The 26,317-nt window shown below is 54.0% G+C and carries 27 protein-coding genes and 2 tRNA genes; 5 read left to right on the top strand and 24 right to left on the bottom strand.

What is annotated here, in order from left to right; translation table 11 throughout:
• Positions 1 to 11: 11 nt before the first annotated feature.
• From truB to APU02_RS20425, 6 genes are all read right to left on the bottom strand, one after another.
• A complete protein-coding gene (gene truB, locus APU02_RS20450; protein ID WP_060571065.1) occupies positions 12 to 956 on the bottom strand; it encodes a tRNA pseudouridine(55) synthase TruB in 945 nt (314 codons plus the stop codon).
• Positions 956 to 1,357 carry a 30S ribosome-binding factor RbfA gene (gene rbfA / locus APU02_RS20445; protein WP_001040201.1) on the bottom strand — a complete coding sequence of 134 codons (402 nt, stop codon included), beginning with the start codon at positions 1,355 to 1,357 and terminating at the stop codon, positions 956 to 958. The genes truB and rbfA overlap by 1 nt, the downstream gene beginning before the upstream one ends.
• A gap of 214 nt (positions 1,358 to 1,571) precedes the next feature.
• On the bottom strand, positions 1,572 to 4,253 hold the full coding sequence (gene infB, locus APU02_RS20440; RefSeq protein ID WP_042291835.1) for a translation initiation factor IF-2: 2,682 nt from the start codon (positions 4,251 to 4,253) through the stop codon (positions 1,572 to 1,574).
• Positions 4,254 to 4,277: 24 nt separating this feature from the next.
• Positions 4,278 to 5,765 carry a transcription termination factor NusA gene (gene nusA / locus APU02_RS20435; protein ID WP_042291836.1) on the bottom strand — a complete coding sequence of 496 codons (1,488 nt, stop codon included), beginning with the start codon at positions 5,763 to 5,765 and terminating at the stop codon, positions 4,278 to 4,280.
• 28 nt (positions 5,766 to 5,793) lie between these two features.
• Positions 5,794 to 6,246, bottom strand: coding sequence for a ribosome maturation factor RimP (rimP, locus tag APU02_RS20430; protein WP_042292047.1), 453 nt, complete (start codon positions 6,244 to 6,246; stop codon positions 5,794 to 5,796).
• Between the two features lie 207 nt (positions 6,247 to 6,453).
• A tRNA-Met gene (locus APU02_RS20425) sits at positions 6,454 to 6,530 on the bottom strand.
• A gap of 298 nt (positions 6,531 to 6,828) precedes the next feature.
• Here APU02_RS20425 and argG point away from each other — a divergent pair.
• Complete coding sequence (argG, locus tag APU02_RS20420; protein ID WP_042291839.1) at positions 6,829 to 8,172, top strand: argininosuccinate synthase; 1,344 nt, start codon at positions 6,829 to 6,831, stop codon at positions 8,170 to 8,172.
• 213 nt (positions 8,173 to 8,385) lie between these two features.
• Here argG and APU02_RS20415 read toward each other — a convergent pair.
• The 6 genes from APU02_RS20415 to rlmE form a co-directional block, all read right to left on the bottom strand.
• Positions 8,386 to 8,472: transfer RNA gene (locus tag APU02_RS20415), tRNA-Leu, on the bottom strand.
• Positions 8,473 to 8,481: 9 nt separating this feature from the next.
• Entirely contained in the window at positions 8,482 to 8,814 is a 333-nt protein-coding gene (gene secG / locus APU02_RS20410; RefSeq protein WP_042291843.1) for a preprotein translocase subunit SecG, read from the bottom strand.
• Between the two features lie 228 nt (positions 8,815 to 9,042).
• On the bottom strand, positions 9,043 to 10,380 hold the full coding sequence (gene glmM / locus APU02_RS20405) for a phosphoglucosamine mutase (RefSeq protein ID WP_042291845.1): 1,338 nt from the start codon (positions 10,378 to 10,380) through the stop codon (positions 9,043 to 9,045).
• Complete coding sequence (gene folP, locus APU02_RS20400; protein ID WP_060571064.1) at positions 10,373 to 11,221, bottom strand: dihydropteroate synthase; 849 nt, start codon at positions 11,219 to 11,221, stop codon at positions 10,373 to 10,375. The genes glmM and folP overlap by 8 nt, the downstream gene beginning before the upstream one ends.
• An 87-nt stretch (positions 11,222 to 11,308) precedes the next feature.
• Complete coding sequence (ftsH, locus tag APU02_RS20395; protein ID WP_042291851.1) at positions 11,309 to 13,240, bottom strand: ATP-dependent zinc metalloprotease FtsH; 1,932 nt, start codon at positions 13,238 to 13,240, stop codon at positions 11,309 to 11,311.
• Between the two features lie 99 nt (positions 13,241 to 13,339).
• Positions 13,340 to 13,969: a 23S rRNA (uridine(2552)-2'-O)-methyltransferase RlmE gene (gene rlmE / locus APU02_RS20390; RefSeq protein WP_042291855.1), complete on the bottom strand. Its 630-nt coding sequence runs from the start codon at positions 13,967 to 13,969 to the stop codon at positions 13,340 to 13,342.
• Between the two features lie 126 nt (positions 13,970 to 14,095).
• Between rlmE and yhbY the strand changes: the two genes are divergently transcribed.
• Entirely contained in the window at positions 14,096 to 14,389 is a 294-nt protein-coding gene (yhbY, locus tag APU02_RS20385; RefSeq protein WP_042292049.1) for a ribosome assembly RNA-binding protein YhbY, read from the top strand.
• Positions 14,390 to 14,544: 155 nt separating this feature from the next.
• On the opposite strand, the gene greA is transcribed toward yhbY, so the two are convergent.
• The gene (greA, locus tag APU02_RS20380; RefSeq protein WP_042291859.1) at positions 14,545 to 15,021 is read right to left on the bottom strand and encodes a transcription elongation factor GreA; all 477 of its coding nucleotides are present in this window, start codon (positions 15,019 to 15,021) and stop codon (positions 14,545 to 14,547) included.
• Between the two features lie 244 nt (positions 15,022 to 15,265).
• On the opposite strand from greA, the gene dacB reads away from it, so the two are divergent.
• Positions 15,266 to 16,699: a serine-type D-Ala-D-Ala carboxypeptidase gene (gene dacB, locus APU02_RS20370; protein ID WP_060571063.1), complete on the top strand. Its 1,434-nt coding sequence runs from the start codon at positions 15,266 to 15,268 to the stop codon at positions 16,697 to 16,699.
• A 55-nt stretch (positions 16,700 to 16,754) separates the two neighbouring features.
• Here dacB and cgtA read toward each other — a convergent pair whose 3' ends face one another.
• The 4 genes from cgtA to rplU all read right to left on the bottom strand — a co-directional run bounded on the left by cgtA (position 16,755) and on the right by rplU (position 19,624).
• The gene (cgtA, locus tag APU02_RS20365; RefSeq protein ID WP_060571062.1) at positions 16,755 to 17,927 is read right to left on the bottom strand and encodes an Obg family GTPase CgtA; all 1,173 of its coding nucleotides are present in this window, start codon (positions 17,925 to 17,927) and stop codon (positions 16,755 to 16,757) included.
• A 15-nt stretch (positions 17,928 to 17,942) separates the two neighbouring features.
• The gene (locus APU02_RS20360; RefSeq protein WP_060571061.1) at positions 17,943 to 18,908 is read right to left on the bottom strand and encodes a DMT family transporter; all 966 of its coding nucleotides are present in this window, start codon (positions 18,906 to 18,908) and stop codon (positions 17,943 to 17,945) included.
• A 127-nt stretch (positions 18,909 to 19,035) separates the two neighbouring features.
• Complete coding sequence (rpmA, locus tag APU02_RS20355; RefSeq protein ID WP_042291867.1) at positions 19,036 to 19,293, bottom strand: 50S ribosomal protein L27; 258 nt, start codon at positions 19,291 to 19,293, stop codon at positions 19,036 to 19,038.
• Between the two features lie 19 nt (positions 19,294 to 19,312).
• Positions 19,313 to 19,624 carry a 50S ribosomal protein L21 gene (rplU, locus tag APU02_RS20350; protein ID WP_000271401.1) on the bottom strand — a complete coding sequence of 104 codons (312 nt, stop codon included), beginning with the start codon at positions 19,622 to 19,624 and terminating at the stop codon, positions 19,313 to 19,315.
• Positions 19,625 to 19,882: 258 nt separating this feature from the next.
• Between rplU and ispB the strand changes: the two genes are divergently transcribed.
• Positions 19,883 to 20,854 (top strand): octaprenyl diphosphate synthase, encoded by a 972-nt coding sequence (gene ispB, locus APU02_RS20345; RefSeq protein ID WP_042292051.1) that lies wholly within the window; start codon positions 19,883 to 19,885, stop codon positions 20,852 to 20,854.
• 236 nt (positions 20,855 to 21,090) lie between these two features.
• A complete protein-coding gene (gene sfsB, locus APU02_RS20340) occupies positions 21,091 to 21,378 on the top strand; it encodes a DNA-binding transcriptional regulator SfsB (protein ID WP_042291869.1) in 288 nt (95 codons plus the stop codon).
• A 65-nt stretch (positions 21,379 to 21,443) separates the two neighbouring features.
• Here the strand turns inward: sfsB and murA are convergent, their stop codons facing one another.
• From murA to mlaF, 7 genes are all read right to left on the bottom strand, one after another.
• The gene (gene murA / locus APU02_RS20335; protein ID WP_042291871.1) at positions 21,444 to 22,703 is read right to left on the bottom strand and encodes a UDP-N-acetylglucosamine 1-carboxyvinyltransferase; all 1,260 of its coding nucleotides are present in this window, start codon (positions 22,701 to 22,703) and stop codon (positions 21,444 to 21,446) included.
• Between the two features lie 52 nt (positions 22,704 to 22,755).
• Complete coding sequence (ibaG, locus tag APU02_RS20330) at positions 22,756 to 23,010, bottom strand: BolA family iron metabolism protein IbaG (RefSeq protein ID WP_042291873.1); 255 nt, start codon at positions 23,008 to 23,010, stop codon at positions 22,756 to 22,758.
• 169 nt (positions 23,011 to 23,179) lie between these two features.
• On the bottom strand, positions 23,180 to 23,476 hold the full coding sequence (gene mlaB, locus APU02_RS20325; protein ID WP_042291875.1) for a lipid asymmetry maintenance protein MlaB: 297 nt from the start codon (positions 23,474 to 23,476) through the stop codon (positions 23,180 to 23,182).
• Positions 23,476 to 24,111, bottom strand: a complete 636-nt coding sequence (gene mlaC, locus APU02_RS20320; protein WP_042291878.1) for a phospholipid-binding protein MlaC — start codon at positions 24,109 to 24,111, stop codon at positions 23,476 to 23,478. The genes mlaB and mlaC overlap by 1 nt, the downstream gene beginning before the upstream one ends.
• Before the next feature lie 18 nt (positions 24,112 to 24,129).
• On the bottom strand, positions 24,130 to 24,681 hold the full coding sequence (gene mlaD / locus APU02_RS20315) for an outer membrane lipid asymmetry maintenance protein MlaD (protein ID WP_042292053.1): 552 nt from the start codon (positions 24,679 to 24,681) through the stop codon (positions 24,130 to 24,132).
• A 4-nt stretch (positions 24,682 to 24,685) separates the two neighbouring features.
• A complete protein-coding gene (gene mlaE, locus APU02_RS20310) occupies positions 24,686 to 25,468 on the bottom strand; it encodes a lipid asymmetry maintenance ABC transporter permease subunit MlaE (protein ID WP_042291881.1) in 783 nt (260 codons plus the stop codon).
• Between the two features lie 7 nt (positions 25,469 to 25,475).
• On the bottom strand, positions 25,476 to 26,288 hold the full coding sequence (mlaF, locus tag APU02_RS20305; RefSeq protein WP_042291883.1) for a phospholipid ABC transporter ATP-binding protein MlaF: 813 nt from the start codon (positions 26,286 to 26,288) through the stop codon (positions 25,476 to 25,478).
• Between the last annotated feature and the right edge of the window lie 29 nt (positions 26,289 to 26,317).

The raw sequence follows: 26,317 nt of genomic DNA, 5'->3' as shown, positions 1-26,317 counted from the left end.
ACGAACCCGCATCAGGCTGGGTATTCCACCACTAACCGACGAGGCGCCACGCGGCCTTCATCGTCGATCTCGCCCATGCCAATAAACTTACCGTCATCCCCTTCCGTCACGCGGACCAGCCCGTCCAGCGGCGCGCCCGCGGTGCGTACCGGATTACCATTTTTAAAGTAAACCGAGGAGGTTAACGGCAGATTAACGATCGGGTAGTCCGAGGCCGGACTGTCCATTGGCATCAGCAGCGGATCCAGCAGCTGCGCCGCCGGAATGCCCTGCTGCTCGGCTTGCGCCACTCGCTCACGCAGTTGTTCCAGCGTCACCAACCGATCAACCGGATAGTTGCTTACCGTCAGGCGGCGCAGATAGGTGACATGCGCCCCGCAGCCCAGCGCTTCGCCAAGATCGTCGATGATGGTGCGGATGTAGGTGCCTTTCGAGCAGTGCACTTCCAGCTCAAGTTCATTGCCTTCCTGGCGAATAAACAGCAGTTCGTAAACCGTTATCGGTCGGGCTTCCCGCGGTACTTCTATCCCCTGACGCGCGTATTCGTAGAGCTTTTTGCCCTGATACTTGAGCGCCGAGTACATCGATGGGATCTGTTCAATGTCGCCACGGAAGGTATCCAGCGCGGCGGCAAGCTGCTCAGGGGTAAACGTTACCGGACGCTCCTGCACGATTTGCCCGTCGGCATCGGAGGTGTCCGTTCGCTGCCCGAGACGGGCAATCACACGATAGCGCTTGTCAGAATCCAGCAGATATTGCGAAAACTTTGTCGCTTCTCCGAGGCAAATCGGCAGCATACCGGTCGCCAGCGGATCCAGCGCACCGGTGTGTCCGGCGCGGTTGGCGTTATAAATGCGCTTTACTTTCTGCAGGACATCATTGCTGGACATGCCCTGCGGCTTGTCCAGCAGCAGGACACCGTGAATGTCGCGACCACGACGACGAGGACGACTCATTAGTCCTCCTTGCTGTCGTCCGGGTTCACACGACGCTCTTCGTCATGTTTTACCACGTTGGTCACCAGGTTAGACATGCGCATCCCTTCGACCAGCGAGTTGTCGTAGAAGAAGGTCAGTTCCGGCACGATCCGCAGGCGCATTGCCTTACCCAGCAGGGAGCGGATAAAACCGGAGGCTTCCTGCAACGCTTTGATGCCCGCTTTCACTGCGTCTTCATCTTTGTCGTTCAGGAAAGTGACGTACACTTTGGCATACGCCAGATCGCGGGACATTTCGACACCGGAAACGGTCGTCATCATGCCCAGGCGCGGATCTTTAATTTCGCGTTGCAGGATAATTGCGATCTCTTTTTGCATTTCCTGCGCCACGCGCTGCGGGCGACCAAATTCTTTCGCCATAATCAATTCTCCAGACAAAAAAGGGAGCAATCAGCCCCCTTTTGAAATTCATGCCGGGTGGCGCTTCGCTTACCCGGCCTACGCAAAATTATCTTCTAAGTATTTTGGGTTGCAACAAGGCGGCAAGAGTGTGAATCCCCGGGAGCATAGATAACTATGTGACCGGGGTGAGCACTCGTAGCCAACGCAGTTGCGGCCCGAAAGACGACGAAGATTACGCGATGGTACGTTGGATCTCGATAATCTCGAACACTTCGATCATATCGCCGACGCGAACGTCATTGTAGTTCTTCACGCCGATACCACATTCCATACCGTTCCGGACTTCGTTGACGTCATCTTTGAAGCGGCGCAGGGATTCCAGCTCGCCTTCGTAGATAACCACGTTGTCGCGCAGAACGCGGATCGGGTTGTGACGTTTGATGGTCCCTTCGGTAACCATACAGCCCGCGATCGCACCGAATTTCGGTGATTTGAACACATCACGCACTTCAGCCAGACCAATAATCTGCTGTTTCAGTTCCGGAGACAGCATACCGCTCATCGCCGCTTTCACTTCGTCGATCAGGTTATAGATGACGGAGTAGTAACGCAGATCCAGGTTTTCCGCTTCGATCACTTTGCGCGCAGACGCATCGGCACGTACGTTGAAGCCAACCAGAATCGCGTTGGATGCTGCCGCCAGGGTCGCGTCGGTTTCGGTGATACCGCCCACGCCGGAACCGATGATCTTCACTTTCACTTCGTCAGTAGACAGTTTCAGCAAGGAGTCGGAGATCGCTTCCACAGAGCCCTGTACGTCGGCCTTCAGCACGATATTCACTTCGTGAACTTCGCCTTCGGTCATGTTGGCGAACATGTTCTCGAGTTTCGATTTCTGCTGACGCGCCAGTTTGACTTCACGGAATTTGCCCTGACGGTACAGTGCAACTTCACGCGCTTTCTTCTCGTCACGCACCACGGTCACTTCATCACCCGCAGCCGGTACGCCGGACAGACCGAGGATTTCCACCGGAATCGACGGACCCGCTTCCAGCACTTCCTGACCCAGTTCGTTACGCATCGCACGAACGCGGCCATATTCGAAGCCACACAGCACAATATCGCCTTTATGCAGGGTACCTTCGCGAACCAGAACGGTAGCAACCGGGCCACGTCCTTTATCCAGGAAGGATTCGATGACCGCGCCGCTCGCCATGCCTTTACGTACCGCTTTCAGCTCAAGTACTTCGGCTTGCAGCAGAATCGCATCCAGCAGCTCGTCGATGCCCGTACCGGCTTTTGCCGACACGTGGACGAACTGGCTTTCACCGCCCCACTCTTCCGGCAGAATGCCGTACTGGGACAGTTCATTCTTCACGCGATCCGGATCTGCTTCCGGCTTATCGATTTTGTTCACTGCAACCACCACCGGCACACCCGCCGCTTTCGCGTGCTGGATAGCTTCGATGGTCTGCGGCATCACGCCGTCGTCTGCGGCAACAACCAGAACCACAATATCCGTTGCCTGGGCGCCACGCGCACGCATGGAGGTAAACGCGGCGTGACCCGGGGTATCCAGGAAGGTGATCATGCCGTTGTCGGTTTCAACGTGGTACGCACCGATGTGCTGGGTAATGCCGCCCGCTTCGCCAGAGGCCACTTTCGTGGAACGGATGTAGTCCAGCAGGGAGGTTTTACCGTGGTCAACGTGACCCATGATGGTCACTACCGGTGCGCGCGGTTCAGCCGCTGCGCCGGTGTCACGGTCGCTCATTACCGCTTCTTCCAGCTCGTTTTCACGACGCAGGATCACTTTGTGGCCCATCTCTTCGGCAACCAGCTGCGCGGTTTCCTGGTCGATGACCTGGTTAATGGTGGCCATTGCGCCCAGTTTCATCATCGCTTTGATGACCTGAGAGCCTTTCACCGCCATCTTGTTCGCCAGTTCGCCAACGGTGATGGTTTCGCCAATCACAACGTCACGGTTAACGGCTTGCGCTGGCTTCTGGAAGCTCTGCTGCAACGCGGAACCTTTACGCTTGCCGCCTTTACCGCCACGAACCGCTGCGCGCGCTTCTTCGCGATCGGCTTTAGACTCAGCGTGCTTGTTGCCTTTCTTCGCCGGACGGGCCGCTTTCGTGTTGCGACCGCGGCCACGGCCCCCTTCAACTTCACGATCGTTCTCGTCTTCAGCCTGGCGGGCATGCTGAGAAGTGGTGACGTGATAATCACTGGTGTCTTCAGTCGGCTCAGTGTTATCCGTCCATTTGTTTTCTTCCGCCATACGGCGAGCTTCTTCCGCTACGCGACGCGCTTCTTCTTCAAGCTTGCGGCGCGCTTCTTCTTCCGCTTTACGCTTCAGCTCAGCAGCTTCATTTTCACGGCGGGCTTTTTCGGCCTGGGCGGTTTTGGTCATATCGTCAGTCTGTTGATTGCTCACTTTGTCTTTTTCCGCAGCTTCACGTTTCGCTTTTTCAGCGGCGTCACGCTTAGCTTGTTCTGCGGCCTCACGTTCAGCTTTTTGTTGCGCCTCGCGTTTGGCTGCTTCTTCTGCCTCACGACGGGCTTGCTCTTCCGCTTCACGCTGCGCTTGCTCCTCCGCGGCGAGACGTTCAGCCTCTTGCGGGTCGCGTTTCACAAATGTGCGCTTCTTGCGGACTTCGATTTGTACCGATTTGCTTTTTCCACCGGTACCAGGAATGTTCAGGGTGCTACGCGTTTTACGTTGCAGCGTCAGCTTATCCGGGCCTGAACCGTTTTCACGGTTCAGGTGCGCCAGTAAGGTCTGTTTTTCTTGTGCGGACACAGAGTCATCAGCAGACTTCGGGATACCGGCATCAGCAAATTGCTGTACCAGGCGTTCCACGGAGGTCTGTATCTCTGCGGCCAGCGTTTTTACGGTTACATCTGTCATGCTGTTCCTTCCTGCTACAGTTTATTACGCTTCGTCACCGAACCAGCAAATATTACGGGCAGCCATAATCAGCTCTCCGGCTTTTTCGTCGGTCAACCCTTCGATATCAGCCAGATCATCAATGCCCTGTTCGGCGAGATCTTCCAGCGTACAAACACCACGGGCAGCCAGTTTGAAGGCCAGTTCACGATCCATACCGTCGAGATTCAGCAGATCGTCAGTCGGTTTGTTATCACCGAGGCTTTCTTCCTGGGCCAGCGCCAGAGTGGTCAGTGCGTTTTTAGCGCGCTCGCGCAGCGCTTCAACGGTCGGCTCGTCAAGGCCGTCGATTTCCAGCAGTTCTTTCATTGGCACGTAGGCCAGCTCTTCCAGGGTTGCGAAACCTTCTTCAACCAGAACTGTTGCGAACTCTTCATCAATATCGAGATATTTGGTGAAGGTATCGATGGCGGCGTGGGCTTCAGCCTGATGTTTTGCCTGCAGGTCATCAACGGTCATTACGTTGAGTTCCCAGCCGCTCAGTTGCGAAGCCAGACGGACGTTCTGACCGTTACGTCCAATCGCTTGCGCCAGATTACCCGCTTCGACGGCGATATCCATGGTGTGTTTGTCTTCATCCACCACGATAGACGCGACGTCAGCAGGCGCCATTGCGTTAATGACGAACTGCGCCGGATTATCGTCCCACAGAACGATATCAATACGCTCGCCGCCCAGTTCGGTCGACACCGCCTGAACGCGCGCGCCGCGCATACCTACGCAGGCGCCGACCGGGTCGATACGCTTGTCGTTGGTTTTCACCGCGATTTTCGCACGGGAACCCGGATCGCGAGCCGCCGCTTTAATTTCGATCACTTCTTCGCCAATTTCCGGCACTTCAATGCGGAACAATTCGACCAGCATTTCCGGTTTGGAGCGGGTAACGAACAGCTGCGCACCGCGCGCTTCCGGACGGACTGCATACAGTACGCCGCGGATACGGTCGCCCGGACGGAAGTTTTCACGCGGCAGCATATCTTCACGCAGGATCACGGCTTCAGCATTATTTCCGAGATCCAGTGAGATGTTGTCGCGGTTCACTTTCTTCACTACGCCGGTGATGATTTCACCTTCGTGTTCACGGAACTGATCGACAACCATCGCGCGTTCGGCTTCACGTACTTTCTGTACGATAACCTGTTTTGCCGTCTGGGTGGTGATACGGTCAAAGGTGACAGATTCGATCTGATCTTCAACGTAGTCGCCCAGGTTCAGGCTTTCGTCTTCAAAACGCGCCGCTTCGAGCGTAATCTCTTTCGTCGGCTGGGTTACTTCTTCAACAATCAGCCAGCGACGGAAGGTATCGAAATCACCGCTTTTACGATCGATTTCTACGCGAACGTCGATCTCTTGTTCATATTTTTTCTTAGTTGCTGTAGCCAGCGCACTTTCCAGCGCTTCAAAAATCTTCTCGCGTGGCAGCGCCTTTTCGTTGGATACGGCTTCAACAACAGCCAAAATTTCTTTGTTCATCGCGGGCTTTTCACCTCAATCCAGACTGTTAAAAGTGGGGAACCAGGTTCGCCTTCTGGATATTACTCAGCGCGAACACTTCATCTTTTCCTTCGACTGTGACGGTAATCATTTCACCATCCACCGCTTTAATCACGCCCTGCCATTTACGGCGGTTCTGTACCGCCATGCGGAGTACCAGCGAAACGTCTTCACCCAGGAAACGCGCGTAGTGTTCAGCAGTGAACATCGGACGGTCGAGCCCCGGTGAGGAGACTTCCAGGTTATACGCCACCGTGATCGGATCTTCTACGTCCAGTACAGCGCTCACCTGATGGCTCACATCAGCACAATCATCAACATTGATGCCATCTTCACTATCAATATAGATGCGCAGTGTGGATGTGCGACCGCGAATAAATTCGATGCCGACCAGCTCGTAACCTAAGGCTTCAACTGGCGCTGTAATCATCTCTGTTAATTTTTGCTCTAATGTGGACAAGCCCACCCCCAAGACATAAAAAAAGGGCCTAAAGCCCAGTTATTCTGTAGTCAGATAACAAAAAACCCCGATAAATCGGGGCTTTAGATAACTGAACCCTATAACCGCAACTGCGGTCTGGAGAACCTTCCGAAAGAATTTTTTTCAAATCCAGCTACGAAGGCCTAAGTCTTCACAGTATATTTGAAAAAGAACTCTAAGGGAAAGTGGTTGCGGGGGCCGGATTTGAACCGACGACCTTCGGGTTATGAGCCCGACGAGCTACCAGGCTGCTCCACCCCGCGCCTGAAACGTGGCAAATTTTACTCGTTTTGGGTAAAAGATGCAAATACTGCTGGGATTTGGTACCGAGGACGGGACGTAAAATCTGCAGCTATTATATTGATTACTCCCCCATTGTGTCAACCTTGTTAACAGCATCCTCTCGCGACACGCCATCGGCGCGAATGGTGGAAAAACGCATGAAACACTTCCTGTCTTGCGAAAAAGATGTTTAAATGAAAACTCATTTATTTTGCATAAAAATGCAATAAGAGCAGAAAGCCGATCTCACCATCAGTCTATCAAGCAGGGTTTTATTTTATGACGACGATTCTCAAGCATCTTCCGGCAGGTCAACGTATTGGTATCGCTTTTTCCGGCGGACTGGACACCAGCGCAGCACTGCTGTGGATGCGACAAAAAGGGGCTGTCCCATATGCATATACTGCGAATCTGGGTCAGCCAGATGAGGACGATTACGATGCGATTCCTCGTCGCGCAATGGAATACGGTGCAGAGAACGCTCGCCTGATTGACTGCCGTAAACAGCTGGTTGCCGAAGGTATCGCGGCGATTCAGTGTGGCGCATTTCATAACACCACTGGCGGCCTGACCTATTTTAATACCACGCCACTGGGCCGCGCAGTAACCGGCACCATGCTGGTTGCCGCGATGAAAGAAGACGGCGTGAACATCTGGGGTGACGGCAGCACCTATAAAGGAAACGATATTGAGCGTTTTTACCGCTACGGTCTGCTGACCAACGCTGAGCTACAGATTTACAAACCGTGGCTGGACACCGACTTTATTGATGAGCTGGGTGGTCGTCACGAGATGTCTGAATTTATGATCGCCTGCGGCTTCGACTACAAAATGTCTGTCGAAAAGGCGTATTCCACGGACTCCAATATGCTCGGCGCGACGCACGAAGCCAAAGACCTCGAGTTTCTGAACTCCAGCGTGAAGATCGTTAATCCGATCATGGGCGTGAAGTTCTGGGACGAAAACGTGAAAATCCCGGCGGAAGAAGTCACCGTACGTTTCGAACAGGGGCATCCGGTGGCGCTGAACGGCAAAACGTTTAGCGACGATGTGGAGATGATGCTGGAAGCGAACCGTATCGGCGGCCGTCATGGTCTGGGCATGAGCGATCAAATTGAAAACCGTATCATTGAAGCGAAAAGTCGCGGTATTTATGAAGCCCCGGGGATGGCGCTGCTGCATATCGCCTACGAACGTTTGCTGACTGGCATTCATAATGAAGACACTATTGAGCAATATCATGCGCACGGACGTCAGCTGGGCCGCCTGCTGTATCAGGGCCGCTGGTTTGACTCACAGGCGCTGATGCTGCGTGACGGTCTGCAACGCTGGGTCGCCAGCCAGATCACCGGTGAAGTCACGCTGGAACTGCGCCGCGGTAATGATTATTCCATCCTCAATACCGTTTCAGAGAATCTGACCTACAAACCGGAACGCCTGACGATGGAAAAAGGTGACTCTGTATTCTCACCGGACGATCGTATCGGTCAGTTAACTATGCGTAATCTGGATATCACCGACACCCGTGAGAAGCTGTTTGGCTATGCGCAGTCTGGCTTGCTCACCGCCTCTTCCGCGACCGGTCTGCCGCAGGTAGAGAATCTGGAAAATAAAGCGAAGTGATCTGAAAAGATGCTTTCCACCAGGCCGCGTTTGCGGCCTTTTTTATACGTGGCGTCACCCTGTATGCCGGATAAGCGTGGCGCCATCAGGCTTCGTGAATAATGTTGAATATCGGCGCAACCACTATTCGGCAGGCAAATGACCACAGACGGCAAGAGTCATAAATAAAAGACGAAAAAAAAGACGCTTTTCAGCGTCTTTCTTTCGGAATATTGGTACCGAGGACGGGACTTGAACCCGTAAGCCCTATTGGGCACTACCACCTCAAGGTAGCGTGTCTACCAATTCCACCACCTCGGCACGAAAATCTTATTGTGGGATATCGCTGGTCGGCTTAGCCGGTGCCGCGGGCTGAGTCTGCTCGGTTTTCGCCGGCGCGCTCAGATTTTCCCACTCACTTCCTTTATTGGTCTTATTGCTGTTGATATTGCCCAGCACCAGACTGATGATGAAGAACAACGTCGCCAGCACAGCCGTCATTCGGGTCATGAAGTTACCAGAACCACTTGAACCAAACAGCGTAGCGGAAGCGCCTGCTCCGAAGGAGGCTCCCATATCAGCGCCTTTACCTTGCTGCAGCATGATCAGACCGACGAGGCCAATTGCCACAATAAGGAAAACTACCAAAAGAGCTTCGTACATAATCAACCTGTTCCTTGCGGAGTTGCCGCATACCAATGCTTCAAACCAATAAAGTGGGATAAGCTACTGTTTCCCACTGAAGCGGGTGTGAATACTAACCAAAGCGAATGGCCTTCGCAAGGGCAATTTTAGGCCATTGTATCAACTGCGGAAAAAAACAGCAAAAGCATGCCATTTCTACCTGCAACAGGCGGCATTTGCCGCCTTTTTATGCAGTAAAAAGGACCTTTACACCGCCTTTACAGCCTCTGCGATACGGTGAGCGAATTCAGTGACCTGGGCTTCGTCCTCGCCTTCCACCATCACGCGGATTAACGGCTCGGTGCCTGACTTACGTAACAGCACGCGACCGCGGTTGCCCAACGCCGCTTCCACATCCGCCGTGATCGCCTTCACGGTTTCGTTTTCCAACGGATCGCCGCTGCCGGCGGTATAGCGCACGTTAACCAGGATCTGCGGGAACATTTTCATGCCGCTGCAGAGATCGTGAAGACTCATATGGTTACGCACCATTGCCGCTAATACCTGCAGTCCCGCCACAATGCCGTCGCCCGTGGTGGTCTTATCCAACAGAATGACGTGCCCGGAGTTTTCCGCACCGATACGCCAGCCTTTTTCCTGCATTTTTTCCAGCACGTAGCGGTCGCCTACTTTGGCACGGGTGAACGGAATGCCCAACTGTTTGAGCGCCAGCTCCAGCCCCATGTTGCTCATCAGCGTACCGACGGCGCCGCCGCGTAATTGTCCCTGACGCAACGCTTCACGGGCGATGATATACATGATCTGATCGCCATCGACTTTATTGCCTTCATGGTCAACCATGATCACGCGGTCACCGTCACCGTCCAGAGCAATCCCCAGGTCGGCTTTTTCCGCGACAACGCGCGCCTGCAGAGCACGCACATCCGTCGCGCCCACTTCTTCGTTAATATTAACGCCGTTCGGTTCACAGCCAATCGCAATGACCTTTGCGCCCAGCTCGCGCAACACGTTGGGCGCGATGTGGTAGGTCGCGCCGTTCGCGCAATCGACAACAATTTTTAACTCATTCAGGCTCAGTTCATTTGGAAATGTGCCTTTGCAGAACTCAATATAGCGTCCTGCGGCGTCCACAATACGGCTGGCTTTACCCAGTTCAGCGGAGTCCACGCAGGTGATCTCCTTTTCCATTTCTGCTTCAATGGCTTCTTCCACCGCATCCGGCAGTTTGGTGCCATCAATAGAAAAGAACTTAATACCGTTGTCATAGAACGGATTGTGCGACGCTGATATCACAATGCCAGCCTCTGCGCGGAAAGTGCGCGTCAGGTATGCCACGGCGGGTGTCGGCATCGGGCCGGTAAATGAGGCGGATAAGCCCGCCGCCGCCAGTCCCGCTTCCAGGGCCGACTCCAGCATGTAACCGGAAATACGCGTATCTTTACCGATGATGATTTTACGGGAGCCGTGGCGCGCGAGCACTTTACCGGCCGCCCATCCCAGTTTAAGCACGAAATCAGGGGTGATCGGGGCGTCGCCAACGCGACCACGGATTCCATCGGTACCAAAATATTTACGGTTACTCATAGCGTTTGTTTTCCTTTGCGGACAATGTGGCTTCGACCACACGCATCGCTTCTACGGTTTCTTTGACGTCATGGACACGAATGATCTGCGCTCCCTGCATGGCCGCAATTACCGCGCAGGCCAGGCTGCCGCTCAGTCGCTCTGAAGGCCCGACGTTGAGCAACTGGCCCACCATCGATTTGCGCGACATTCCCACCAACAGCGGCAGATTAAAATGATGAAACTCAGATAAACGCGCCAGTAATGTATAGTTGTGGGAGAGATTTTTACCGAAACCGAATCCCGGGTCGAGTAACAATTTCTCTTTTGCGATACCCGCCCTTTCACAACGTGCTATCTGCTCAATAAAGTAGCGATTAACTTCAGCGAAAACGTCGTCATATTTCGGCGCCTGCTGCATGGTTTTCGGTTGCCCCTGCATGTGCATTAAGCAAACGGGCAAACCGGTTTCCGCTGCGGCTTCCAGCGCACCGGGTTCAGAAAGCGAGCGGATGTCGTTAATGATGTGAGCGCCCACTCTGGCTGATTCGCGGATCACCTCCGGCTTCGATGTATCCACTGAAATCCAGACTTCAAAACGCTGCGCAATCGCCTCAACAACCGGAATCACCCGCTGCAATTCCTCTTCCACACTGACATCAGCCGCGCCAGGACGCGTTGATTCGCCACCAACATCAATGATGGTGGCACCGGCGTTAATCATCAGATTCGCATGCTTCACGGCCTCGATCAGCGTGTTATGCGTTCCACCGTCAGAGAAGGAGTCTGGGGTGACATTGAGAATGCCCATCACATGCGGATGGCTAAGATCAAGTGAAGTGCCCTGGGCGAAGAGTTGCATAATGTTATCCCTGGTATGAAATCATAAAAAACCCCGGAGCAAGCCCCAGGGTTTTCATTAACGCGCAGTCATCAACAATGGTATGACTTATTTGTCGCCTAACTGCTCTGACATGGTATTGCCCGGGTTCGGCGTACGGGGTTCATCAACCGGACGCGGCGCACGCGGGGTGCCATTGTTGTCAGAATTGTTAGAACCGGGTTCTTCCCAGCCAGCTGGCGGGCGAACGTCACGGCGTGCCATCAGGTCATCAATCTGCGGCGCATCGATGGTCTCGTATTTCATGAGCGCATCTTTCATTGCGTGCAGGATGTCCATGTTATCGTTCAGAAGCTGACGCGCACGATTGTAGTTACGTTCAATCAGCGCTTTCACTTCCTGGTCGATGATACGCGCGGTTTCATCGGACATGTGTTTGGCTTTCGCGACGCTTCGACCAAGGAACACTTCACCCTCTTCTTCCGCATACAGCAACGGACCGAGTTTTTCCGAGAAGCCCCATTGGGTCACCATGTTACGCGCCAGGTTGGTCGCCACTTTGATGTCGTTTGACGCGCCGGTAGAAACGTGTTCAACACCGTAGATGATCTCTTCTGCCAGACGACCACCGTAAAGCGTCGAAATCTGGCTTTCCAGTTTCTGGCGGCTGGCGCTAATCGCGTCGCCCTCAGGCAGGAAGAAGGTCACACCCAGCGCACGACCGCGCGGAATAATCGTCACTTTATGCACCGGATCGTGTTCCGGCACCAGACGACCGATGATCGCATGGCCAGCTTCGTGGTAAGCGGTCGATTCTTTCTGCGCCTCCGTCATCACCATGGAGCGACGTTCCGCACCCATCATGATTTTGTCTTTCGCTTTTTCGAATTCAACCATGGAGACCACGCGCTTGTTGCCTCGCGCAGCAAACAGGGCCGCTTCGTTCACCAGGTTCGCCAGGTCCGCACCGGAGAAGCCAGGCGTACCGCGGGCAATGATGGCCGCATCGATATCCGGCGCCAACGGCACGCGACGCATATGGACTTTCAGGATCTGTTCACGACCGCGCACATCCGGCAGCCCCACCACGACCTGACGGTCAAAACGGCCTGGACGCAGCAGCGCCGGGTCAAGAACGTCCGGACGGTTTGTCGCCGCGATAACGATAATACCTTCGTTACCTTCGAAGCCGTCCATCTCAACCAGCATCTGGTTCAGCGTCTGTTCACGTTCATCGTGACCGCCACCCAGGCCTGCGCCACGCTGGCGGCCTACGGCGTCGATTTCATCGATGAAGATAATGCACGGCGCCGCCTTCTTGGCCTGTTCGAACATGTCACGTACGCGAGACGCACCGACACCAACAAACATTTCCACGAAATCAGAACCGGAAATGGTAAAGAACGGTACCTTCGCTTCACCGGCGATGGCTTTCGCCAGCAGGGTTTTACCGGTACCCGGCGGCCCCACCATCAGAACGCCTTTCGGGATTTTACCGCCCAGTTTCTGGAAACGGCTCGGCTCGCGCAGGTATTCAACCAGTTCACCGACTTCTTCTTTCGCTTCGTCACAACCTGCTACGTCGGCAAAGGTGGTTTTGATCTGATCTTCCGTCAGCATGCGCGCTTTGCTCTTACCAAACGACATGGCGCCTTTGCCACCGCCGCCCTGCATCTGACGCATGAAGAAGATCCAGACACCGATCAACAGCAGCATCGGGAACCAGGAAATAAAGATAGAAGCCAGCAGGCTCGGCTCTTCCGGTGGTTCACCCACAACCTTGACGTTTTTCGTCAGCAGGTTATCAAGCAGCTTCGGATCGTTAACCGGAATGTAGGTCGTGTAACGGTTACTATCTTTCTTGGTAACGTTGATCTCACGTCCGTTAATACGTGCTTCACGAACCTGGTCGTTGTTGACCTCTTGCAGGAAGGTAGAGTAATCCACCTTACGGCCATTAGACTCGCTGGGCCCAAAGCTCTGGAATACTGACATCAGCACAACGGCAATGACCAGCCAGAGTATTAGGTTTTTCGCCATGTCACTCAAGGGATTAACCTCTTATTACAACTGTGTTAAAAACAGCGTCAGGATACTCTATATCCAGCGTCTTTCAAACTTTCGTCTGAAATCGACCAGTTATGGTTTACGCCCGGTCGCTACAATATACACTTCACGCGAACGTGCGCGAGAAGAGTCCGGCTTACGAACTTTCACCTTCGTAAACAGGGAGCGAATTTCCCTTAGGTACTCATCGAAACCTTCGCCCTGGAACACCTTCACTACAAAACTTCCACCCGGCGCTAGCACATCACGACACATTTCTAACGCCAGTTCCACCAGGTACATGGCGCGGGGGATGTCCACCGCCGGTGTTCCGCTCATGTTTGGTGCCATATCTGACATGACAACTTGTACTTTACTGTCACCCACGCGTTCCAGCAGCGCTTTCATCACTAGTTCATCACGAAAGTCGCCCTGAAGAAAGTCCACACCAACAATAGGATCCATAGGTAAAAGATCGCAAGCGATGATGCGGCCTTTGCCGCCAATTTGCGAGACCACATACTGTGACCAGCCTCCTGGCGCGGCACCGAGATCGACAACCGTCATTCCCGGCTTAAAGAGTTTGTCACTTTGCTGTATTTCATCAAGTTTAAACCAGGCACGGGAACGTAACCCCTTTTTCTGTGCCTCTTGAACATATTTATCGCTAAAGTGTTCCTGAAGCCAGCGACTCGAGCTGGCAGAACGCTTTTTACCTGTCATTTAACTTTCCCATCCGGGCAGAACATCGTTGCCATACGGCGTAAATTTCAACGCACTATTTGGTGATATATGGGAGATGGCGGTAGAATGACCCGTTTTCAATCCCAACGTAAGCAAAAATATACGATGAATCTGAGTACTAAACAAAAACAGCACCTGAAAGGTCTGGCACATCCGCTCAAGCCGGTCGTTATGCTTGGCAATAATGGTTTGACCGAAGGGGTACTGGCCGAGATTGAACAAGCGTTAGAGCACCATGAACTTATCAAGGTGAAAATCGCATCAGAAGATCGCGAAACCAAAACCTTGATCGTGGACGCTATCGTGCGCGAAACCGGCGCCTGTAACGTACAGGTCATCGGTAAAATGCTGGTGCTTTATCGCCCAAGTAAAGAACGTAAAATCTCGCTGCCGCGCTAAGAATATCCTGACGTTGAACACAAATTCTGTGTAAAACGAGGGATTTTCCGCTGGCAGGAGAGCAAAATGCCACGCTCTGTTCGTTGATAAAAGGCCGCTATGCGGCCTTTTTCCTTTCTTTACAATACATCAACATCTTGAGTATTGGGAAATTCTTACAGGTATTCGACCCTGGTGATCTCATACTCAACTTCGCCGCCCGGCGTTTTGATGACCACAACGTCATCCTGCTCTTTGCCAATCAGACCGCGGGCAATCGGCGAATTCACCGAAATCAGGTTTTGTTTAAAGTCGGCCTCATCATCGCCCACGATGCGCCAGGTCTGCTCTTCATCGTTATCAAGATTCAGCACGGTGACCGTCGCACCGAAAACCACGCGACCGTTGTTAGGCATTTTTGTAACGTCGATCACCTGCGCATTCGACAGTTTCGCTTCGATATCTTTGATGCGGCCTTCGCAAAACCCTTGCTGCTCACGCGCGGCGTGATATTCCGCATTCTCTTTGAGATCGCCGTGTTCACGCGCTTCAGCGATAGCGGCGATAATTTCAGGGCGGCGTACAGATTTCAGAAAATCCAGCTCTTCGCGCAGTTTTTCTGCGCCGCGTAAGGTCATCGGAATAGCTTGCATTTGTTATACCTCTTAAACATTCCTGTAGGGGGCAATGGTCCACCCCGGCTGTTAAGCCTGCCCCGGTATGGCGTCATACCCGAGCCAGAAGCAAAAAAATACCGACCCGGGCAAAAACCCAGGTCAGCTACAATTCTCAATTTGATACTCATTTTACCCTGGAGTTCCCTATGGGTCATCGTTTACTTTCCAGGGCATTGCGCCGTAGTATGACGGCTTGTTTCCAGGTTGTTAGCGCGAGATTATGCGATTTTCCAGATTTATCATCGGATTGACCACCAGTATAGCGTTCAGCGTCCAGGCCGCGAACGTTGATGAGTACATCAACCAGCTTCCTGCCGGAGCCAATCTTGCCCTCATGGTGCAGAAGGTTGGCGCGCCGGCCCCCGCGATTGATTATCATAGTCAGCAAATGGCCCTACCTGCCAGCACGCAGAAAGTCATCACCGCGCTGGCGGCGCTGATACAGCTTGGCCCGGACTTCCGTTTTACGACAACGCTGGAGACCAAAGGCCAGGTCGATGGCGGCGTTTTGAAGGGTGACTTAGTGGCGCGATTCGGTGCCGATCCGACGTTAAAACGTCAGGATATTCGGAATATGGTCGCGAACCTGAAAAAATCAGGTGTCACGCAGATTACCGGAAATATCCTCATTGATACCTCGATTTTTGCCAGTCATGACAAAGCGCCGGGATGGCCGTGGAATGACATGACTCAATGCTTTAGCGCCCCGCCTGCGGCTGCGATTGTGGACCGAAACTGCTTCTCCATTTCGCTTTATAGCGCCCAGAAACCCAACGATTTGGCGTATATTCGCGTGGCGTCTTACTATCCTGTCACCTTCTTTAGCCAGGTGCGTACGCTCGCTCGCGGCTCCGCTGAGGCGCAATACTGTGAACTGGACGTGGTGCCTGGAGATTTAAACCGCTTCACATTAACCGGCTGCCTGCCGCAGCGTGCCGAACCGCTGCCATTAGCCTTCGCCATTCAGGATGGCGCCAGCTATGCCGGGGCAATTTTAAAAGCCGAGTTAAAACAAGCCGGTATCAGTTATGGCGGAACGTTATTACGCCAGACGCAGGTCAATGAACCGGGAACCATTGTTGCCAGCAAACAGTCCGCCCCGTTGCACGATCTGCTTAAGATTATGCTGAAAAAGTCGGACAACATGATTGCCGATACCGTCTTTCGCATGATTGGCCATGCCCGTTTCAACGTGCCGGGCACCTGGCGCGCCGGATCCGATGCGGTACGCCAGATCCTTCGTCAGCAGGCGGGCGTAGATATTGGCAATACCATTATCGCCGATGGTTCCGGTCTTTCTCGCCACAACCTGATAGCCCCTGCGACCATGATGCAGGTGCTGCAATATATCGCCCAGCACGACAGCGAGCTGAACTTCATCTCTATGCTTCCGCTGGCGGGCTATGACGGCTCTTTGCAATACCGGGCGGGCCTGCATCAGGCGGGAGTGGATGGTAAGGTGTCGGCGAAAACCGGTTCGCTTCAGGGCGTTTATAACCTGGCAGGGTTCATCACTACCGCAAGCGGGCAGCGTATGGCATTCGTACAGTATCTGTCAGGCTATGCGGTTGCGCCAGCCGAGCAGCGTAACCGCCGAATTCCGCTGGTGCGTTTCGAAAGCCGGTTGTACAAAGATATTTATCAGAACAACTAGGCGGGCGGTAATGCCGGAGAAGCGAAGCGCCATCCGGCGCTTCGCATTACACAGGTTAGCGCTTATAAATGAACTCAACGCCTTCTTCGTCTTCTTCGTCCCAGTCGTCATCCCAGTCATCTTCCGCTTCGTCTTCGACTTCCGCGAGCTGCTGGCGGTGGTAGTCATCCCACATGAATTCGACTTTTTCCGGCTGCTTCGCTTCTTCAGCCTGAACGATTGGATTCTCGATGATAAAGGTCATCACATCCCAACAGAGATCTTTCACGCCCAGTTGGCTGGCGGCAGAGATGAGATAATATTTACCTTCCCAGCCCAACGCGTCGGCGATCGCTTTCGCTTTCTCTTCCGCTTCGGCTTTATCCAGCAGATCGATCTTGTTGAACACTAACCAGCGCGGCTTGGACGCCAGATCCTGGCTGTACTTCTCCAGTTCGCCGATGATGATACGGGCGTTTTCCACCGGATCGGAACCGTCGATCGGATCGATGTCGATGAGATGCAGCAGAACACGGCAGCGCTCAAGGTGCTTCAGGAAGCGAATCCCCAACCCTGCGCCTTCAGAAGCGCCTTCAATCAGCCCCGGGATGTCCGCGACCACAAAGCTCTTCTCATTATCCATACGCACCACGCCAAGGCTCGGCACCAGCGTGGTAAACGGATAATCCGCCACTTTTGGTTTCGCCGCCGATACTGCGCGGATAAAGGTCGATTTACCGGCGTTTGGCATACCGAGCATACCGACGTCAGCCAGCAGCATCAGCTCCAGTAACAGATCGCGCTTATCACCCGGCGTCCCCATGGTCTTCTGACGCGGGGTACGGTTTACGGAAGATTTAAAACGGGTATTCCCCAGACCGTGCCAGCCGCCTTTCGCCACCATCAGACGCTGACCGTGTTTGGTCATATCGCCCATGGTTTCGCCAGTGCCCTGATCGATCACGCGTGTGCCGACCGGCACTTTAATGGTGACATCTTTACCGCGTTTACCGGTGCAGTCACGGCTGGCGCCATTCTGACCACGCTCCGCGCGGAAGGATTTCTCAAAACGGTAGTCGATCAGGGTGTTAAGGTTTTCGTCCGCTTCCAGCCAGACGTCACCGCCGTCACCGCCATCGCCGCCGTCCGGGCCGCCTTTCGGGATGTATTTTTCGCGACGGAAGCTGACACAACCGTTACCACCATCGCCTGCAACGACCAGAATCGTTGCTTCATCAACAAACTTCATTTTACTCTCCGTAAATCATTCGCCTGAGCGGGGTTGCGATACCACCGGTTCATGCTTGCGTAATCCGCCCCAAATTCGATGACCAATGGCGGAGTACATCGCGCCCGCAACCACGACAAACGCACCGAGATAACCTAAAAGGTTTAACATCGGTCTGGCGAAGAAATCGGGCCAGGCCACAGATAAAAGATCTGAAAATAACAAGGTAAACAGCGGGGTAAGCGTGATTAACGCGCTCACCTGCGCCGCTTGCCAGCGCGCCATCGCTTCCGCCAGGGCGCCATATCCTACCAGCGTATTCAGCCCGCAGAAAATCAAACAGGCAAGCTGCCAGTCGCTGAGCTGCGCGATCACCCCTGGCTTCGCCAGCGGCAATAGCGCTATCGTACATAAAGTGTACAGTAAAAACAGGATCTGCGGTGACGCCAGACGCCGCAATAATACTTTTTGCGCAACGCCATAACTCACCCAGACCATCGCCGCGCCAACGCCAAAAATGACGCCCCAGGTGTAATCGGTCAGTTTGGTAAAGATTTCGACCAGGCTGGTGTTGAAGAACATCACCAGCCCACTCAGCAGCATCATTGCGCCGATGATCTGCGTACCGCGCATTTTCTCTTTGAGAATAAATACGCTGGCAACCATCATACCAACCGGCGACAGTTGCCCAATAACCTGCGAGGCTGTCGGGCTAAGATATTGCAGGGAAGAGCTGAACAGAATGAAATTACCAAAAAGCCCGCCGGTGGCAATCGCCAACAGCACCAACCAGCGCGGCTTACGGAAAATTCGTAGCGGCGGCAGCTTGCGCTTCACCGCCAGGATCGCCCCCAGACCAACGCTGGCCATTAAAAAACGGTAAAACACGACGGTAGGAGGTTCCATCACCTCCAGCACCTGCTTCATCGCAATTGGCAAAGCCCCCCAACACATCGCGGTGGTGAGCGCCAAAAGAATGCCAATGCCAGCCTGCTGCTTCATGCCCGTTTCCCTGCAAGGGCTCGTGAGCCGAAAAGGAACGGTTTCACGAGCATATTTACCGGTCGTCGAATGTAAAAAGCCCCGCAACAGGTGCGGGGCTTTAATCCGTTACCGGACCACGAAAAACTTACTCAGCAACGATGCTGATGTATTTACGGTTGTTCGGGCCTTTAACTTCAAATTTCACTTTACCGTCTGCTTTAGCAAACAGAGTGTGGTCACGACCGCAACCTACGTTAGCACCAGCGTGGAATTTGGTACCACGTTGACGAACGATGATGCTACCCGCCAGAACGGTTTCGCCACCGAAACGCTTAACGCCCAGGCGTTTAGCTTCTGAATCGCGACCGTTACGAGTGGAGCCGCCAGCCTTTTTATGTGCCATTTAAATCTCTCCTCAGGTCTTAGGCGCTGATGCCAGTAATTTTCACATCAGTGAACCACTGACGATGGCCCTGCTGCTTACGATAGTGTTTACGACGACGAAACTTAACGATTTTAACTTTCTCGCCACGACCGTGAGCAACAACTTCAGCTTTGATTACGCCGCCATCAACGAAAGGAACGCCGATTTTGACTTCTTCACCGTTTGCGATCATCAGAACTTCAGCGAACTCAACAGTTTCGCCAGTTGCGATGTCCAGCTTTTCCAGGCGAACGGTCTGACCTTCGCTTACTCGGTGTTGTTTACCACCACTTTGGAAAACCGCGTACATAAAAAACTCCGCTTCCGCGCACACCTTTTGAATGATTCAGAGTGCGCTATAAATATTCACAATAGGGCGCGAATATTACGCAAAACGTGAGCCTTTGACAAGTGCTACAGTCAATACATGAAGAAAAAAAACACAACGTGTATGGTAACGTTTATCTGCGGCGTTTTTTCAGTACAATCAGCATTTATTTCTAACCCTAAACCCTAAGTTACCTTGATGTACTGTCAGGTAAACAGGGCGAAAAGCCCGGCTTTTGCGATGAATTTAGAAAAAATCAACGAGTTAACCGCGCAAGATATGGCGGGTGTCAATGCGACAATCCTTGAACAGCTTAATTCCGACGTCCAGTTGATCAACCAATTGGGCTATTACATTGTGAGCGGCGGCGGAAAACGTATCCGTCCGATGATTGCGGTACTCGCGGCGCGCGCCGTGGGTTATCAGGGAAATGCCCATGTCACTATCGCGGCGCTGATCGAGTTTATCCACACCGCCACCCTGCTTCACGACGATGTGGTGGACGAATCCGACATGCGTCGTGGCAAAGCCACCGCCAACGCCGCGTTTGGTAACGCCGCCAGCGTTCTGGTCGGCGACTTTATCTATACCCGCGCGTTTCAGATGATGACCAGCCTTGGCTCGCTGAAGGTACTGGAAGTGATGTCCGAAGCCGTTAACGTCATCGCAGAAGGCGAAGTGCTGCAGTTGATGAACGTTAACGACCCGGACATCACCGAAGAAAACTACATGCGCGTCATCTACAGCAAGACCGCGCGCCTGTTTGAAGCGGCGGCGCAATGTTCCGGTATCCTTGCAGGCTGTACTGGCGCGCAGGAAAAAGGGTTACAGGACTATGGCCGTTACCTCGGCACCGCTTTCCAGTTGATTGACGATTTGCTGGATTACAGCGCCGACGGCGAGCAACTTGGTAAAAACGTGGGTGATGATCTGAACGAAGGCAAGCCAACCCTTCCCCTGCTGCATGCGATGCGTCACGGTACGCCTGAACAAGCGCAAATGATTCGCACCGCCATTGAACAAGGAAACGGCCGACATCTTCTGGAACCGGTTCTGGATGCGATGAACGCCTGCGGCTCGCTGGAATGGACACGCCAGCGCGCGGAAGAAGAAGCGGATAAGGCCATCGCCGCCCTGCAGATCCTACCGGACACGCCGTGGCGCGACGCGCTGATTGGCCTCGCGCATATCGCCGTCCAGCGCGACCGTTAAACACATCCTCTCCATCCCGTATCGCGCGGGATGGATTCATATAAATTCCAGTAAATTTCTTTAATTATTTTGCTCATCCATAAACCCCTTGCAATAGCTGTAATAACTCCTGGCATATTCTGAATATTCGCTCTCTTTACATGAACTTTTTAGAACATTTGTTCTTGAGGCGTATAGTGTGTTTCTCAGGTTTATTGTTCAAAATTCCCATGAACAAGTTAAGGAGCGAGGGAAAAATGGAGAGCAAACTGATCGACTGGCATCCCGCTGATATCATCGCGGGATTACGCAAAAGAGGGACATCAATGGCGGCTGAATCGCGCAGAAACGGATTAAGTTCTTCGACGCTGGCCAATGCCTTAACCCGACCGTGGCCGAAAGGCGAACTGATTATTGCCAAAGCGCTGGGAACGGAACCGTGGGTGATCTGGCCGTCGCGCTATCACGACGCCAAAACGCACGAATTCATCGACAGAACGCGCCTGATGAGAGCGTCGCGTCGGGAGAAGCCAGGCACCGAGTGACACGGCAGAACGGTAGCCCCTTTCGCGATGGGGCTACCTGTTTATTCGTGACGAAAGCGTCCGAATTACTCGCCTTTTACGCGCTCGATGTTCGCGCCCAGCGCACGCAGTTTATCTTCAATGCGCTCGTAACCGCGATCGATATGATAAATACGATCAACCACTGTGGTTCCTTCTGCAATACATCCTGCCAGCACGAGGCTTGCAGAAGCACGCAGGTCGGTTGCCATCACCTGGGCGCCGGAAAGTTTATCGACGCCGTGGCAAATCACGGTATTGCTTTCGATTTCCGCATGCGCGCCCATACGACTCAGCTCCGGCACATGCATAAAACGGTTTTCAAACACGGTTTCAGTAATGAAGCCCGTGCCTTCCGCCACCAGGTTCAGCAGCGTAAACTGCGCCTGCATATCGGTCGGGAACGCCGGATGCGGCGCCGTACGCACATTTACCGCTTTCGGGCGTTTGCCATGCATGTCGAGGCTGATCCAGTCTTCGCCCACTTCGATATCCGCACCGGCGTCGCGCAGCTTCGCCAACACGGCGTCCAGCGTATCCGGCTGCGCGTTGCGGCAGATGATCTTACCGCGAGAGATAGCCGCCGCGACCAGGAAGGTGCCGGTTTCGATACGGTCCGGCAGTACGCGGTACACGCCGCCGCCCAGACGTTCAACGCCTTCGATCGTAATCCGATCGGTCCCCTGACCGGAGATCTTCGCCCCCAGCGTCACCAGGAAATTCGCCGTATCGACAATTTCCGGCTCACGCGCGGCGTTTTCAATAATGGTGGTGCCTTCCGCAAGGGTCGCTGCGCACATGATGGTGACCGTCGCGCCAACGCTGACTTTATCCATCACGATATGCGCGCCTTTCAGTCGTCCGTCGACAGAGGCCTTCACATAACCTTCTTCCAGCTTAATGGTCGCACCCAGTTGCTCAAGACCGGTGATATGCAGGTCAACCGGACGTGCGCCGATAGTACAGCCGCCCGGCAGTGAAACCTGGCCCTGACCAAAACGGGCGACCAGCGGCCCCAGCGCCCAGATCGACGCGCGCATGGTTTTCACCAAATCATACGGCGCGCAGAATACGTTGACGTCGCGCGCATCAATGTGCACAGAGCCGTTACGCGTCACTTTGGCGCCAAGCTGGCTCAGCAGCTTCATGGACGTATCCACATCTTTCAGTTTCGGGACGTTCTGGATCTCGACCGGTTCTTCCGCCAGCAGCGCCGCAAAGAGGATCGGCAGTGCGGCGTTTTTTGCACCTGAAATGGTGACTTCGCCCTGGAGCTTCGTTGGCCCCTGTACACGAAATTTATCCATGATGTTGTTCTCAGTTAAAATTCATCGTCGCTACCGGTATTTCTCCCGTAGCTCAAAAACCGTTAAGTTTGCGATCGCGCGCCCACTCTGCGGGGGTATACGCTTTGATGGACAGAGCATGAATGCGGTTGTCCGCAATATACTCCATCAGCGGGGCATAGATGGTCTGCTGTTTCTTCACCCGGCTCATACCGTCAAACATCTCACCCACGGCAATAACCTGAAAGTGACTGCCATCGCCGGAGACGTGGACTTCCTGGAGGGAGAGTGCGTTCATCAGCACGCTCTGGATTTCATTATTTTCCATGGGCTCTATATTCGTCAGATAGTGAAAACAGCCCAACATCTTAGAGCAAAGTTGCGCTGTCATAAATAAGCAAAAGGGCGATCAACGTAAAGTTGCCTGATGGTGACGCTAACGCGGTGATCAGAACGACAGGAAAAGGCCGGATAGCCAGTAAGCTACCCGGCGCAAATTACAGGCGAGGAAGAACGTCCTCAGGCAGATTATACAGCTGCGCCAGGGTGTAAACTTTATCGTTCACCCCCTGCAACGAAACACGGGTGCCCTGCTTTTTTGCCTGATCGATAAGATGGAGCAGCAGCGCCAGCCCACCGGTATCGACACGGGAAATCTGGCTCAGGTCGATACAGGTGACGCCTTGCATTGCCTCAACGCGCGCATCCCATAGCGGATTTACCACGTCCTGATCAAGCTCTCCCATCAGCGCCAGCGTATCGCCTTTACGCGTCCAACTGAGTGACTGCGTCATTACTTCTTCTCATCCAGCGTGATTTTCTGCTGTGCGATAGATTTCAGTTGCGCGGTCAGGCCGTCGATCCCTTTGGTTCGCAGCAGGTCGCTCCACTCGTTTTGTTTAGTGGTGATCATGCTGACGCCTTCGGCGATCATGTCATAGGCCTGCCAGTTGCCCGTCTGGGTGTTTTTACGCCACTGAAAGTCGAGGCGCACCGGCGGGCGACCGTTAGGATCGATAATGGTGACGCGGATCGGCACGATCGTCGCATCGCCCAGCGGTTGTTCAGGCGCAATCTGGTAAGTCTGACCGTGGTACATCGCCAGCGCCTGTCCGTAAGCCTGCTTCAGGTATTCACGGAACGCGGCGAAATAGGCTTCGCGCTGCGCGGGGGTCGCTTCTTTGTAGTAACGGCCCAGCACCAGCGCGCCCGCATATTTCACCTGCACATACGGCAGCAGTTCCTGATCGACGACGTCGCGCAGGTAGTCCGGATTCGAACGGATTTTCGGTTGTTCATTTTTTAGTCTGTCGAACGTTTTCTGCGCCGCTTCGTTCATCAGCTTGTACGGGTTAGTTTGATCGGCTGCAGTGGCGGCGGTCAGTGGTGCAATCACCAGCAGAGCCACCATCATCAATCGTTTAAACATATGTCGAATCTCCTGAGATTAATTCGTTGTGCCCGCAGGCCCGTTAGCGTCATTATTGCCTTCGGCCGGCGCTGGCGCATCGCCAGAATTCTTATTGTCATCCCCCTTACTGTTGTAAAGGAACTGACCAATCATATCTTCCAGCACCATCGCGGATTTAGTGTCCTGAATCGTGCCGCCATCTTTGAGGATAGACGTTCCCAGCTCCGGGTCCTCAAAACCGACGTTCAGCGCCAGATATTGTTCGCCCAGCAAACCGGAGGTCCGGATGCTCAACGAGCTGGTGTCAGGAATGTGGTTATAACGTTCTTCGATATCCAGCGTGACGCGCGGTAAATAAGTTTTCGGATCTAACGAAATATCCGCGACGCGTCCCACGACCACCCCGCCAATGCGCACCGGCGAGCGCACTTTCAGGCCGCCGATATTATCGAAGGTCGCATAAATCGTGTAGGTCGGCTCTGTGCGCATCGACGTTACGTTTGCCGCTTTCAGGCAGACAAACAGCGCCGCCAGCAGCGCCGCTAATAAGAAAATCCCCACCCAAATTTCATTTTTTTTCGTTTGCATGAACTCAATTCCCAAACATCAAAGCGGTCAGCACAAAATCCAGGCCCAGAACGGCCAGCGACGAGTGCACAACGGTGCGTGTGGTAGCCCGGCTGATCCCTGCCGAGGTCGGGATCGCATCATATCCATTGAATAATGCAATCCATGTTACGGTGATGGCGAACACCACGCTTTTAATCAAACAGTTCACCAGGTCGAGACGCCAGTCGACGGCGTTTTGCATCGCCGACCAGAAGAATCCCGGGTCGATCCCTTTCCAGCTTACGCCGACCAGGGAGCCGCCCCAGATACCGACCGCGACAAACAGAATGGTTAGCAGCGGCAGCGAAATCACGCCAGCCCAGAAGCGCGGCGAAATCACCCGGCGTAGCGGATCAACTGCCATCATTTCCATACTGGACAACTGCTCGGTGGCGCGCATCAGACCGATTTCCGCGGTTAACGCGGAACCCGCGCGTCCGGCAAACAGCAGCGCCGCGACAACCGGGCCAAGCTCACGCAGCAGCGACAGCGCCACCAGCATGCCAAGGCTGGTTTCCGCGCTGTAGGTGGTGAGCACCAGATACCCCTGTAGCCCCAGCACCATGCCGATAAACACGCCCGACACCAGAATGATAAGCATCGACAGGACGCCGACATTATAGAGTTGGCGCACCAACAGCGGCGCATGTTTACGAAATTCCGGTTTGCCGACCAGCGCATTGAATAACATTAACCCGGCGCGCCCAAACGAGCTGACGGTTTTGATACCTTTGTGTCCCAGCGTCGCCAGTGCATTTAACAGCATGTGTGGCTTAACTCCCTGTTCCGAGTAGATCAGAATGATAATCGCCCGCCGGATAGCGGAACGGGACCGGCCCGTCGGCAATACCGTCCAGGAATTGACGGACGCGCGGATCGGCGTTCTCCTGTAGTCCTTGCGCACTACCGTGAGCGACAATTTTCTTGTCCGCCATGATCCAGGCGTGATCGGCAATGCTCAGGACTTCAGGCACATCGTGAGAAACCACCACGCAGGTGACGCCCAGCGCGCTGTTTAATTCAGAGATCAATTTAACCAGTACGCCCATCGTGATGGGGTCCTGCCCCACGAACGGTTCATCGAACATGATAAGGTCCGGTTCCAGCGCGATAGCGCGCGCCAGCGCGGCGCGCCGGGCCATCCCGCCGGAGAGTTCGGACGGCATCAGTCTGGCCGCCCCGCGCAGACCGACCGCTTCGAGCTTCATCATGACCGTACTTTTCAGTAACGGCGCGGGCAGCGTGGTATGTTCGCGCAGCGGATAGGCGACGTTATCGAAAACGTTCATGTCGGTAAAGAGCGCGCCCGACTGAAACAGCATACTCATCCGTTTACGTACCGTGTAGAGCCGCGAACGCGACATGGCGGGAATATTCTCGCCATCAAACAGGATCTCGCCCTTGTCTGGGGAAATTTGACCACCGATCAGGCGCAGGAGCGTCGTTTTACCGATGCCCGATGGTCCCATGATCGCGGTGATCTTTCCACGCGGCACCGTCAGGGAGATATTATCGAAGATGCAGCGGTCGCCACGCGTAAAGCTGACGTCGCGCATATCGACTAAATTCGCCGCAGACTCACCCATTCATTCATCCTTTGTATTACGTGTTGATC

The sequence above is a fragment of the Citrobacter sp. 50677481 genome (assembly GCF_001463265.1).
GTDB classification, from domain to species: domain Bacteria; phylum Pseudomonadota; class Gammaproteobacteria; order Enterobacterales; family Enterobacteriaceae; genus Citrobacter_A; species Citrobacter_A sedlakii.
The sequence above is the reverse complement of the archived record's forward strand: the minus strand, read 5'-3'. Positions and strand labels throughout refer to the sequence as shown.